The sequence below is a fragment of the Xanthomonas hortorum pv. pelargonii genome, from assembly GCF_024499015.1.
GTDB lineage: Bacteria > Pseudomonadota > Gammaproteobacteria > Xanthomonadales > Xanthomonadaceae > Xanthomonas > Xanthomonas hortorum_B.
This window is the reverse complement of the sequence record NZ_CP098604.1, coordinates 4330781-4344043: the sequence shown is the minus strand read 5'-3', so window position 1 is coordinate 4344043 and position 13263 is coordinate 4330781. Positions and strand designations below refer to the sequence as shown.

Here is a 13263-nt window from a genome sequence, read left to right as displayed (position 1 = left end):
GCGTAAGAGCCTACAGGGACGTACTTGCGGCGTGTCCCGCGATGATGGGCGGGCAAGGGCCCTGCAGCAAACCCACAGATCATCCGCTCTGCAACTGATCTACCCGCACTGTCCAATCACGTTAAAAATCGAAAGGAACATGCGTTGTTGGCCGAGCTGGAACCGGGCGATGTCGAGTCGTTCATCGACACTGGCGGGCGAAGCAGCCAGCGATTTACCGACTCAAAGACCTGCAGAGCGTGAACTTCGAGCCAGCTACCACTAGGTACGACATCAGACTGAAGGCCCTGCACTCGATGCAACAGATCGACAACGGCCGTCGTCCACTCCGAGCTCTCAGCTCAATACGTCCAACAAGCTGCCCAACATCTCGTCGGAGCGCCGTAGCGCAGTGGCGTTGGCCTGGAAATCGTTGCGTGCCGATAGCCCTTCGACCAGATCAGTGGCTGGCGCAGAAGGATCGGAGCTGGCATCGACCACGCTGGCCGCCACTCCGCCATTGGCTTGCGTGCTGGCCGCAACGGCCTGACGCGGACTGCCGTCCACCGGCTGGCGGGCCACATTGCTGGCGGCCACCTGCTGACGCAGCGCGGCCACCTGCATTCCGGAACTGGCGATAGAACTGATGCTCATGATGGCTCCGGTGCAGAAACTGAGAAAAAACCGATGATGTTTGTTTACCGACCAATCAGCGCAATCGTTGCTGGCAAACGCGCTGTGCTGCTGTCGCTCTTACGCCATCCAATGCGCGTGGCAAGCGTTCCTTACGTGAGGACAACCGGCGGACAGAAACTGCAATCCAGGTCTAGCACTCACCGATTCCGACCACACCCGCCACACGGCTGCGCAGTCGCCTCACGCACGCTCAATACGTGCCGACCCGCACACGCAACACCACAGGCACCTCGCCCGCCGCATCCACACGACCGAAGTTGAGGCCGTAGTCGGTCTGGTCGCCGTTGAGCTGTCTTTCGACCTGCCAGCGCCCGTCCACATACCGCCCCTGCTCCACCCGCAACAGTTGTCCATGACGGGTATCGGCCGCCTCGCGGAAAAATTCAATGCGCGCGGCCATGCCGGTGACCAGGAACTCCTCCGGCCCCAGCTGCGCCACCAGCAACCGGCCGGCATGATCGTCGTTGCCCGGCAGGATCGCCGGCGCATCGCCCCACATCGGCGCACCGAACGACACCTTGGCCTCCCAGTCGCCGAAGCGCAGCGTGCGTTGCGGCGCGCCGGGCTGTTCGGCCACCGCCTGCAACCGGCCGTCGAAGGCCGCCTGGGCCAGGATCCGCTGCAACGGCGCCAGCAACTTGAAGTTGGCCGCATGCGCAGCAATCGCGGCACGGTTGGCGGCGCTGTCCTGGTTGCCATCCATGCCGAACACCGAAAAACCGATCCCCCCTGCCCCAGCACATGGAACAGATACGGCGCCGTCGCCGCCTCGAAGCCGGTTTCCGACACCCAGGCCGGATTGTCCGGCCGCGCGTACTGGCCGATGACCTTGGTGTACTCGTTGTAGTCGTTGGTGTAGATGTCGGTGCCGATGAAATCGATCGACGGCGTGGCCGCGCGCCACAGCGCGAACATGTTCACCGTCGCGCCGCCGGACGGGTAGTCCAGCCCTGGATAGCGTTTGCCCTTGTAGCGCAGCCAGGTGTTGACGTAGAGCGGCAGCGGGTAGGCGCGCTTGCCGGCCGCGGCCACTTGTTCGATGTACGCGGCGGTGGCATGCGCATTGAAGGCTTCGGCCGCTTCTGCACCGAACAGCTGCTGCCAGCTGCCCTGCGGTTTACCCAGCGCTTGCGTAATTGCGACAGGCACGGGCTGCGCAAATGCCGCCTCACCGGCCGGGCCATGATCGCGCACAGTGCCGATCGCACCAGGCTCGTTTTCCACCTGTACCAGGATCACCGTGTGGCGGTCGCCATCGACCTTGCGCAGGTGCTGCATCAACGCGGTGAACGCACGCGCATCGGCCTGTACGTTGGCGGCTACATGCGGCGACAACACATCTACCGGCTCGCCGTTGGCATCGCGCATGCGCGGATAGGTGGCCTCGTCGCGCTTGATCCATTCGGGGACGTAATGCATCTGGCCGTTCTTCCAGCTGCCGAACCACAACAACGCCACACGCAGCCCACGCTTGCGCGCGCCGGCAATCAAGGCATCCACGTTGGTGGTATCGAAGCGCCCGGGCGCCGGCTCGAACTGCTCCCAATACACCGGTGCTTCCACCGTGTTGGCATGCAGCGTGACCACCTCGTCCAGCGCCTTCGGCAGCACGGCCGGCCAGGCACTGGAGTTGTGCAGTTGCGCGGCCAGTACGGTATATGGCGCGCCATCGACGAACACCGCATGGCGACCGTTTTGGGTAACGAAGCGCGGCAGGTCTTCTGCACTGGCAAGCAGCGGCGCGCTACTGGCTAACACCGCGAGCGACCACAGCAGGCCTGCGATACGGCCGCGCGGTTGCGCCATTTTCAGGGCAAACAAACGCATCATCGCGCCTCCGACGGTAGTGAGTTCCAATGCAGTGTGGGTTCATGGCGCAGATGGCGCACGAAGAAGTCGTACTGGCGGCGCTGCACATAGTCGATCGGCCCGCTGGACCGGCCCACCGAATGCTCGCCGCCGGGCACGTTGAGCAGGTCGAAGTCCTTGCCGCTCTTGATCAACGCATCGACCACTTGGGCCGTGGAGGCAGGATCCACATTGCTGTCCTGCTCGCCGACGATCAGCAGCAGATCGCCCTGCAGCGTGGCCGCGTTGACCACGCCCGAGGCCTGCGCATAGCTGGCATCCACCGGCCAACCCATCCACTGCTCGTTCCAGCTGATCTTGTCCATGCGGTTGTCGTAGCAACCGGCAAACGCCACGCCCACTTTATAGAACTCCGGATGGCGTTCGAGTGCGCCCAGCGTGCTCTGCCCGCCGGCCGACGCGCCATAGATGCCGACCCGGCCGATATCGTAGGACGGATCTTTTGCGGCCAACGCGCGATGCCAGGCAATGCGATCGGGAAAGCCGGAATCGCCGAGGTTTTTCCACGCTACATCGTGAAAGGCCTTGGAGCGATTGGCGGTGCCCATGCCGTCGATCATCACCACGATAAAGCCCAGATCGGCCTGCGCCTGCATGCCGATCTGCTTGTCGCCACCGGAGTGATAGCCGAACGGCCAGAATGTCTTGGGCACGAAGGAGTCGTGCGGTCCGGCGTAGATGTTCTCAATCACCGGATATTTCTTGCTGGGATCGTAATCGCGCGGGCGCACCACCATGCCCCAGATGTCGGTGCGCCCATCGCGGCCCTTGGCCACGAAGGTCTCCGGCGCGCGCCAGCCGGCTGCCAGCAACTTGTCGATGTTGCCCTGCTCCACTTGCTGCAGCAGCCGGCCATTGATGGCGTGCAGTTCCATCACCGGCGGCAGATCCGGACGGGAATAGACATCGACGTAATGCCGGCCGTCTTCAGCAATGGTCACATCGTGATCGGCGTCGGTGTGGGTCAGCCGGGTCAACTGGTGGCCGTCGAAATCAACGCTGTAGAGCTGCCGGTAGTACGGGTCCTTGCGGGCATCCATGCCGCTGGCGGTGAACCAGATGCGCCGCTGCGCATCGTCCACGCGCAACACATCGCGCACGATCCACGCACCATGCGTGAGTTGTCGCTTGGGCTTACCGCTGCGGCCATTGATCAGATACAGATGCCGCCAGCCGTCGCGTTCGGAGATCCACAGCAGTTCATCGCCGCGCCCATTTACCTCGTGACGGAAGCTACGGTCGGCATACACGAATGTAGACGTGTCCTCGCCGACAGCAACATGCGCGCGACCTGTCTGCGCGTCCACCGTAATCACCCGCATGCGTTGAAAGCCGCGTTGCACATAGTCGAAGCTCACGCTGCGGCCATCACTGCGCCACTGCAAAGGCGACAGCACATACGGATTGGCGAACAAGCTGGTCTCCACGTCCTGGCGCGTGCCGTCCACGGCGAACACCACCGGGCGCTCCACATCCACCGCATCGCCGGGCTTGGGATACAGCTGGGTGCGCACGACCGGCTGGCCGCCGCCCGCAGGCGCAGCCTCCACACGGGTCACGCGGCGGGCAAGGCCGGGACGCACGCGATACACCGCCAGCCGCTGCGAATCCGGCGACCAGGCGATGCTCTCCGGATCGAAATAATCCTCTGCACGACCATCGGTGCTGAGCCGGGTCAGCTGCCCATCGGAAACGCGGCGCAAGACCAAATTCCAGCCATCGGCCAGCGCTTCCCAACGGCCATCGGGCGAACGACGTGGCATGTTGTCTGCTGGTACTACAGGGTCGCGCACCACACCGAAGCCGCGTGGACGTGCCTGCGTACCGGCATCATCGCGTGCGCAGCGGTAGCTCGTCAGCGTGCAACGCCAGATCTCTTCGCCAAGCTCGAAGCGGATCGCAACGGCGTCACCCTCGCCGTCTTGTGCATACGCAAAGCGCTCGAACGGCAACTGCAGCGCCGTGTAGGTCTTACCAGTCGCAGCCTGCAATGCCTGCGCCACGCGCAGTTGATCAAAGGCCGGTTTTTTCTGCAGCGTGGCGACGTCCATGCTGACAAAGGCGAATCCGCCCGGCACCGTCTTGCGGTAATAAAACGCGCCGCTGTCCTTCCATTGCGCGGGCCACGCCACGTTCTCGGTCAACGTACTCCATTGTTCGCGCAACCCCAGCGAGCGTTGGTAATCGGCCACGCTTGGCGCCGCCTGCGCAGCAGTCGATAGCACCAAGATGCACGCAGCCAACCCATTCCAGCAGCCACGCAACCAGTGCGACACACGCGCATCACCGCGCAGCTCACTCGCCATCGTCCTCCTCCAGCGCCAGCTCATCGCTGCGCAAGCCGCTACGCGCGCCCCAGTGGTAAATGAAGAACGCAATCACCGCCACGCTCAAGGTGTCGAACGGATGCGCGATCCAGCCGTGACCGCCGAACGTGCCCGCCCACGACACCGCCATCACCAGCACGAAGAACACGATCAACCACAGCGATGCACCCACCTGCCGCAGCAAGCGTGCACGGCCCTCGCGTAAGGGCAAGCGATACAGCACGTACAGCACGAACGCGAGCACCTGCAGACCGAGCAACCACGACAAGGTGGGCCAGGTGGACCAATAGATGATCAAGGCGGCGACAATGAACGACAACGGACCCAGCACCGCAAAACCACGCACCCGGAACGGCCGCGGCAAATCCGGCGCGCTGCGGCGCAACGCGGCCACGGTGACCGGCGCCACCGCATAGCTCAGCACCAGCGCGGCCGACACCACGCCGATCAAGGTCTCCCACGACGGGAACGGCAACGTCCAGAAGATCGACAGGCCCAGGCTCAACCACAACGCCGGCCGCGGAATGCCCGATTGCGGATCCACCCGCGTCAGCACCGGCAAGAACCCGCCGCTACGCGCCCAGCCGTACACCACGCGCGGGGTGGCATTCATGTAGATATTGCCGGTGCCGCTGGGCGACACCATCGCATCGCAGATCACCAACGCGGCCAACCACGCCATGCCCAGGGCCAATGCGATGTCGTGATACGGCAGTGCAAACACCTTGTCGATACCGCTCCACCCCGGCGCCAATTGCGCAGCCGGAATGCTGCCCAGAAACGCCAGCTGCAACAGCACGTAGATCACCGTGGACAGCGCTACCGACAGGATCAACGCGATCGGAATATTGCGCTGCGGGTCGCGCACCTCGCTGGCCACCGACACGATCGGCGTCAAGCCCAGGTAGGCGAAGATGATGCCGCCGGCCGAGATCGCCGCTTCCACCCCGGCCATGCCCGAAGGCGCAAACCCGTGCACGGTGAGATTGCCCGGATTGAAGTGCTTCATCAGCAGCACGATCACCAGGATCGGCACCAGAAACTTGAACACGCTGACGATGTTGTTGGCCAGCGCAAAGGTCTTGACGCTGAAATAGTTGAGCAGGAAAAACAGCAGCAGCAATGCCAGCTGTACCAACCAACCCCAGATGCTTGGGTGCGAGCCATTGGCCTGATTGAGCACCGGAAACCATGCCGCCGCATATTGGCGCGCGGCTTCCACTTCGATCGCGATCAAACTGGAAAACGCGATCAAGGTGATGAAGCCGGTCAACGAACCGAGCAAGGCGCCATGCGAATACTCCGGGTAGCGCACCACCCCGCCGGCACGCGGCAGCGCTGCGCCTAATTCGCAATACACCAAGCCCAGCAGCAGCACCGCGATGCCACCGAGTATCCACGACAGGATGCCCGCCGGCCCGGCGATGGAAGAGACATGGCTGGCCGAAAACAGCCAGCCCGAGCCGAAGATCGAACCCAGCCCGATAAAGGTCAGGTCGGTCAGGCTGAGTCGCTTGTGAAACTTGCCTTGCGTGATCGCACCGTGTGTGGTCATTCGTCGCCCCGAAGAGTGGAAAGCGCGGTTGCTGTTGCGAAAAAACGTCAGCGGGTCTTACGTGGATCAGTCGCTGGCAGCCGCCTTGGCATCTGCCGCCAGTGACTCGGCAGCGTCTTCGGCGGCATACGGCGAGACACCACCGTCGGCAATGAACCGGTCGATGCGCGCCTCCAGAACCGGCAGCGGCACCGAGCCGGTCTGCAGCACCGCGTCGTGGAAATGGCGCAGGTCGAATGTCTCGCCCAGGGCGGCTTCGGCCTTGCGACGCAACTCAAGAATTTTCAACTCACCCAGGTAGTACGACAACGCCTGCCCCGGCCAGGCGATATAGCGATCCACCTCGGTGGTGACTTCGTGCTCGCTCAAGGCAGTGTTGTCGCGCAGGTAGGCCTGCGCCTGCGCACGCGTCCAACCCTTGTGGTGGATGCCGGTGTCGATCACCAAACGGCAGGCGCGCCACATCTGGTAGGTCAGGTAACCGAAGCGATCATAGGGCGTGTCGTACATGCCCATTTCCTGGCCCAGATACTCCGAATACAGCGCCCAGCCCTCGCCATAGGCGGAGATGAACCCATAGCGGCGGAACTCCGGTAGGCCTTGCGCTTCTGCCGCCAGCGGCATTTGCAGTGCGTGGCCGGGCGATGACTCGTGCAACGTCAATGCGGTCAGGTTGTACAACGGCCGCGATGGCAGGTTGTAAGTATTGACCAGATAGATGCCGGGACCGCCGCGGCCGCCGGTATAGAACGGCGCCAACTCCGGCGGCACCGGTTCGATGGCGAAGCGTCTGCGCGGCAGCCGGCCGATGTAATCGCCCACCTTGGCATCCACGCGCTTGGCGATCCATGCAGCCTGTTTGAGCAATTCTTCCGGCGTCTTGGCATAGAACTGCGGGTCGCTGCGCAGGAACTGCAGAAAGGCCGGAAACACCGCCTGCCCGGCCGGCGGTTTGAAGCCGCTGGCGACGATGGTCTCATCCATCTGCGTGCGCAGCTTGGCCACTTCCTGCAGGCCGATCTGATGGATTTGATCGGGGCTCAACTCGAGCGTGGTGAACTCGCGGATCTGCGCGCGGTAGTAGGCCTGGCCATCCGGCAAGGCCTCGCCGGCCAGCGTGGTGCGTGCGCGCGGCTGGTACTCGTTGCGGATGAAGTCCAGCAGCTTGGCGTAGGCCGGTAGCACCTGCGCATCGATGGTCTGCACTGCCTGCTGCCGCAGTTGCGCCTGTACATCGGCCGGCAGCGTCGCCGGCATCTGCTTGAACGGCGCATAGAACGGATTTGCCTCGCCCTTGGCTTGCGCCACATCGGCGATGGACTGGTCGCGTCCGGTCAGTGTCACCTTGGGCTGGCTGAAACCACGCGCCAGGCCGGCACGCATATTGTCGGTGTGCTCGGCGAAATAGCGCGGGATATCGGCCAGCATCTTCAGATAGCGCTGGTAGTCCTCGCGCGTGCGCAACTTGGCCTCGGCGCTGAAACCCAGATCGCTCCAGAACGCCGAGTCGCTGTTGAACGGCATTTCCCAGGCACGAAAATGCTGCTGATCCAGCAGCACCAGCAACTGTTGCCGATACACCTGATAACTCACCTGGTCTTCGGCCGGCAACTGCGCCGACGGAATCGCATCCAGTTCCTTCAAGGCGTGTTGCCAGTACGCGGTGCGCTGGTTTTGCGTGGCCACATCGACCTTGGGCAGATGGTCGGACTGCTTGTCTTGCGTGGCCTGGTTGTCTTCGTCCACCGCGCCGGACAGCTGCGCCTGCCGCCAGCGCCATTCGCGTGTGTACAGCGCTTTGAAGCGCGCGGCTGCCGCGTTCTGCGTGGCGGTATTCTGCGTGGCGGCGACCGGCTCGGCGGCCTGGACGGTCGCGGCAACGCCACTCACGCTCGCGGCAATCAACAGACTCAATGCGCTGGCGCGTAAAACGCTGCTCGTCTTCATCCGCGTGCCTCCGGCGCGGCTTTGGCCTGCGCAATCCACTGCCGCACGCGCTGCTGCAACATCGCCAGCGGCATCGCGCCACCGCCCAGCACCGCATCGTGGAAGGCGCGCACATCGAAGCGAGCGCCGAGTTCTTTTTCAGCCTCCGCACGCAGCGCCAGAATCTGCAGCTGCCCCAGCTTGTAACCCAAGGCCTGGCCCGGCCAGACGATATAGCGATCAGTTTCGGACTGGATGCTGGGCTCGTCATCGGACGGATGCGCGTGAAAGAAATCCACCATCTGCTGGCGATTCCAGTGCTTGTAATGCACCCCGGTGTCGAGCACCAGCCGATTTGCCCGCAACAGTTCGCCGGAGAGGCGACCGTAATCGTTGTACGGATCCTTGAAGAAGCCGATCTCCTTGCCCAGGCGCTCGGCGTACAGTGCCCAGCCTTCGATGTAGGCGTTGTAGCCGGCCTGCTGGCGGAACGGCGGCAACGGCAGCGTCTGCGCAAGCGAAATCTGCAGGTGATGGCCGGGCACGCCTTCGTGATACGCGGTGGTTTCGATATTGATCAAGGTGCGGCTGGCGAAGTCGCTGGTATTGACCTTCACGATCGCCGGCTTGGTGCCTTCCGGATTGCTCTGCCAGTATTCGGCGCCGGGTGCGCTGCGCCGGAACGCCGGCATCGCCTGTACGTCCAGCGGTGTTTTCGGCAGGTGGCCGAACAGCTTGGGTAACTCAGGTTCCATTGCGGCGATGTACTGGCGGTATTGCTGCAGGATCTGCTCGCCGGAGGTGGCGAAATGGCGTTTGTCGGTGTCCACCGCCTTGCGGAAGCTGGCCAGATCCGCAAAGCCCTGCGCCTTGGCGATCACCGTCATCTCGCCTTCGATACGCGCGACTTCCTTCAGGCCGATCTGGTGGATCTCCTCCGGTGCCATATCGGTGGTGGTCTGGGTATGGATCGCGTAGCGATAGCGACGCTCACCATCGGGCAGCGACCACACACCTTCCTGCGCGCGCCCTTGTGCGGCGTATTCATCGCGCACGAACGCGGCCAACTTGCCGTAGGCCGGGCGTACCTGTTGCTCGATCGCAGCGAGTAATTGTTTGCGCAGCGCGTCGCGCTGGTCGGCCGGCACGGCGGCGTCGAGTTTTTTCAGCGGCGAGGCGAACGGGCTCTGCTCGCCGGTCAGCGCGGCGATCTTGTCGATCTGCTCGGGCAGGCGCTCCAGCAAATAACGCGGCTGCACCAGGCCCTCCTTCGCGCCCTGGCGCGACACCGCAATCACCTGATCGATCACCGTGGGAATCGTCTGCAGGCGCTTGATGTAGTCCTGATAATCCTTGGCGTTTTCGAACGGAAACGCATCGCCATAGCCTGCCAACCCCAACTGGATGCCGCCGATCGGCTCCAGCGGCATCGCATAGGTTTTCAGGTCGATGCCTTCCAGCTTGTCGCGTAATTGGCCGAGCATCATCTGCAGGCTGAGCTGGCGTTGTTCGTCCAGCGTCTTGCTGTCGATCGCTTCGAACTGCTTGAGCAGCTCGGCAGTGGCGCTGCGCTCGGCCTGCACGGCCTCAAGCGAGTAGTCGCTCCAACGATCGTTGTAACGTTTGTCGCCGATAATGCTGGCGAACTCCGGGTTGTGCTGCAGCTGGTACTGCCATTGTTTGTCCAGCAGCGCGTCGAAGGCCTTGGCGGCCTGTTCGCTGCTCGGCGCGGAAGTGGCCGCAGCCGCTGTCTCCGCTGCGGGCGGCGCCGGCTTGCAGGCAGTGAACAAGGCGGCGGCAAGCAGGCCGATGGCAACAGGACGCAGGTGGTTCGTGCAGTTACTCCAAGATGCAATGGCGGCTGTAGGAGCGCGCTTGCGCGCGATGGGCTTTACCGATAAAGCCATTCGCGCGCAAGCGCGCTCCTACGGATGCGTTGGCCCGTGCAGGCTCATGCAAACGGTTGGTCGATCGCTAGCGACGGCGGCGTAAACCACTGCGCGCCGGCGTCGGTGACATAGAAATGATCTTCCAGACGCACGCCGAACTCGCCGGGCACCACGATCATCGGCTCGTTGCTGGCGCACATGCCCGGCTGCAGCGGCTGCGCATTGCCACGCACCAGATACGGCGCCTCATGAATCGCCAACCCGCAGCCGTGACCGGTGCGATGCGGCAGGCCGGGCAAGCGATAGTCGGGGCCGAGCCCTGCCGCCTCCAGTACCTTGCGCGCCGCCTGGTCCACTGCTTCGCAGGCGATGCCTGGGCGTATCGCCGCAAACGCCGCAGCCTGCGCCGCCTGCTCCAGGTCCCAGATGCGCTGTTGCGCAGCATTCGGCGTGCCGTAGATCCAGGTGCGAGTGATATCGGAGTGATAGCCCTGCACGGTGCAGCCGGTGTCGATCAGCACCAGCTCGCCTTCGCGCAGGTGCTGCACACCGGGAATGCCGTGCGGGAATGAGGTGGCATGGCCGAACTGCACGATGCAGAAGGTGGAGCCGTTGTCCGCGCCCAGCGCGCGATGCGCCTCGTCGATGAAGCGCACCAATTGATCGGTCCCGATGCCTTCCTGCGCGATGCCGGCCGCCAGCCGCTGCACCAGCAGGGTCATATCGCAGGCCTGCTGCATCAGCGCCAGCTCGGCCGGCGACTTGCACATGCGGCAGCCGTCGATGATGGCCGCGGCATCGCGGATCGCCGTGCCCAGGTGCGCGCGCAGGCCGGTGTGCACGGCAAACGCAATCCCTGGATCCAGCGCCAATGCATGCGCGTGGCGTTCGTCCATGGCCTGCACCACCAGCGCGTACGGGTCGTGGTGTTCTTCCCACAGATATTTGGCGACCGGGATCTTCAACACTGCATCCAGCGAGCCTTCTTCGAAGGCCGGGCAGATCAACACCGGGTCGCCATTAAAGGTCAGCAATAACGCGACCAGACGCTCGCTCGCGCCCCATGGCACGCCGGTGAAATAGCGCAGCGAGGTGCCGGCGCCGACCAGCAATGCATCCACGCCATGCGCGCGCATCAGGCGGCGTGCGCGTTCGATGCGCTGTTGGTATTCGTCGGCGGCGATCGGCGCGGCGCGTTGCGTCCACGGCGTCAGTTGCGCGCGTGCCTGTTCCAACGACACCCCGCCGATCTGGCTGCTCATGTGCCCGCTCCGAGATCTGCAGTGCTCCACTGCCCATCCACCAGACGTGCCACACCGCCCGGATTGCGTTGGCGTAACTCGGCCGGCAGCAAGGCGTCCGGCACCGCGTCGTAGCTATGCAAGGCAGCGAAACGGCGAATGGAGCCAGGCATTCCCACTGCGGTGAACCCCGGATGCCCGGTGCTGGGGAACGGCCCGCCATGATTCTGCGCAGCGCTTACCGCTACGCCGGTCGGCATCTTGCTGTTGATCAACCGCCCCACCCGCGCGCGCAGCACCGGTGCGATGACCTGCCAGGCGGCATCGTCGCTGCAATCGGTTGCGCGATACAAGGTGCCGGTGAGATTGCCTTCGAATGCAGCAGCGACCTGCGTCATCTGTGCGACGTCGCGCGTACGCACCAGCAGGCTCACCGGGCCGAAGGCCTCGGTCTGCAGCGCCTGCGGATTGGCGATGAACGCCTGCGCATCCACGCTCAACAAGGTCGGCGCATAGCGATAGCCGTCCTCGCCGGTGTGCCCGCCAGCAAGCAGCGCGGCACCGGCAGCGCGCAAGGCCGCCACACCGCGCTGCACACCTTCCACGCCGGAGCCGGAAAACAGCACCATCGGCATGGCGGCGTCGAAATGCGCCGTGGTCGCGGCAACGAACGCATCGCCGGCTTCGCCATGCGGCACCACCACCACGCCGGGATTGGTGCAGAACTGGCCGCTGCCCAAGGTGCACGAGGAAAAGAATTCCTGCGCCAAGGCGGCACCGCGTTCGGCCAGTGCGCCCGGCAACAGGAACACCGGGTTGACGCTGGAGAGCTCTGCATAAAACGGCACGCCGGCCGCATCGGCGGCCGCCTTCAGCGCCAGCCCGCCTGCGCGGCTACCGGTGAAGCCGATTGCCCCCAGCCGCGCGTCGCCGGCCAGTCGCACACCTATCGCGTTGTCGAAGTGATACAGCAACTGCACTGCCGCAGCCGGCAGGCCCGCCGCGACCAAGGCGGCGTGCGCAAGCTGCGCCATGCGCTGGCTGGTGGCCGGATGCAGCGGGTGCGCCTTGGCGATCACCGGATTACGCGCAGCAATGGCCGAGGCGAAATCGCTGCCGGCAATCGCATTGAAGGCGAACGGGAAATTGTTCGGGCCAAACACCAATACCGGCTTGCCCAGCGGCGCCAGATGCGAACGCAGATCGGCAGCGGTATCGATGATGGGTTGGGTCCAGCTGTAACTACGCACTGCCTGTGCGGCCTGGCGCAATTGGCCGCTGGTACGCGGCAGTTCGTTGCCGCGCAAGCGCGTGGGCGCCGGCAATGCGGTTTCAGCATGCGCAAGCGCGACCAGCGTGTCGGCATCGGCGTCCAGCGCGTCGGCGTAGGCGTCGAGAAACCCGGCAATCTGTTCGCCCGGCGCTGCCGCAAGCTCTGCTGCAACCGCTTGCGCCGCCGCAATCGCCGTCTCGATGTCGTCCGCACCGCTGACCGGGAATTGCGGCCCGATCGCCTCGCCCGTGGTCGGGTCGGCCGCACGGAAGCTGCCGGTCGCATCGCGGCTGGCTTGCCACTGGCCGGCCAGCAATACCTCGGCCTGCTGCAAGGGGATGGAGTGGATCGTGTCGTTCATTGCGGCACCTTCGGTTGCATGAAACAGTTGCATGGAAACAGACCCTGCGCACCGTGCGGCAGCGGCCGACCAGGAGCGATGAGGATGTCGCGGTAATGCGACATCCTCATCGACAAACGTCTCACTACACCAGTCTCGCTACACCGG

At 64.2% G+C, this 13263-nt stretch carries 7 protein-coding genes and 1 pseudogene; all 8 read right to left on the bottom strand.

The window, feature by feature from the left end; all coding sequences use genetic code 11:
- Positions 1 to 336 precede the first annotated feature (336 nt).
- A complete protein-coding gene (locus NDY25_RS18670) occupies positions 337 to 633 on the bottom strand; it encodes a flagellar basal body rod protein FlgC (RefSeq protein ID WP_168958412.1) in 297 nt (98 codons plus the stop codon).
- 232 nt (positions 634 to 865) lie between these two features.
- Positions 866 to 2505: pseudogene (locus NDY25_RS18665) on the bottom strand (DUF5597 domain-containing protein).
- The gene (locus tag NDY25_RS18660; RefSeq protein ID WP_233366508.1) at positions 2502 to 4850 is read right to left on the bottom strand and encodes a S9 family peptidase; all 2349 of its coding nucleotides are present in this window, start codon (positions 4848 to 4850) and stop codon (positions 2502 to 2504) included. The pseudogene NDY25_RS18665 and the gene NDY25_RS18660 overlap by 4 nt, the downstream one beginning before the upstream one ends.
- Entirely contained in the window at positions 4840 to 6426 is a 1587-nt protein-coding gene (locus tag NDY25_RS18655) for an APC family permease (protein WP_168958414.1), read from the bottom strand. Before NDY25_RS18655 ends, NDY25_RS18660 begins: the two co-directional genes overlap by 11 nt.
- Positions 6427 to 6492: 66 nt before the next feature.
- Complete coding sequence (locus NDY25_RS18650; protein WP_168958415.1) at positions 6493 to 8373, bottom strand: DUF885 domain-containing protein; 1881 nt, start codon at positions 8371 to 8373, stop codon at positions 6493 to 6495.
- Complete coding sequence (locus NDY25_RS18645) at positions 8370 to 10208, bottom strand: DUF885 domain-containing protein (protein ID WP_256628013.1); 1839 nt, start codon at positions 10206 to 10208, stop codon at positions 8370 to 8372. The genes NDY25_RS18650 and NDY25_RS18645 overlap by 4 nt, the downstream gene beginning before the upstream one ends.
- Positions 10209 to 10303: 95 nt before the next feature.
- Complete coding sequence (locus NDY25_RS18640; protein ID WP_168958417.1) at positions 10304 to 11503, bottom strand: M24 family metallopeptidase; 1200 nt, start codon at positions 11501 to 11503, stop codon at positions 10304 to 10306.
- Positions 11500 to 13116, bottom strand: coding sequence for an aldehyde dehydrogenase family protein (locus tag NDY25_RS18635; RefSeq protein ID WP_168958418.1), 1617 nt, complete (start codon positions 13114 to 13116; stop codon positions 11500 to 11502). The genes NDY25_RS18640 and NDY25_RS18635 overlap by 4 nt, the downstream gene beginning before the upstream one ends.
- Positions 13117 to 13263 lie beyond the last annotated feature (147 nt).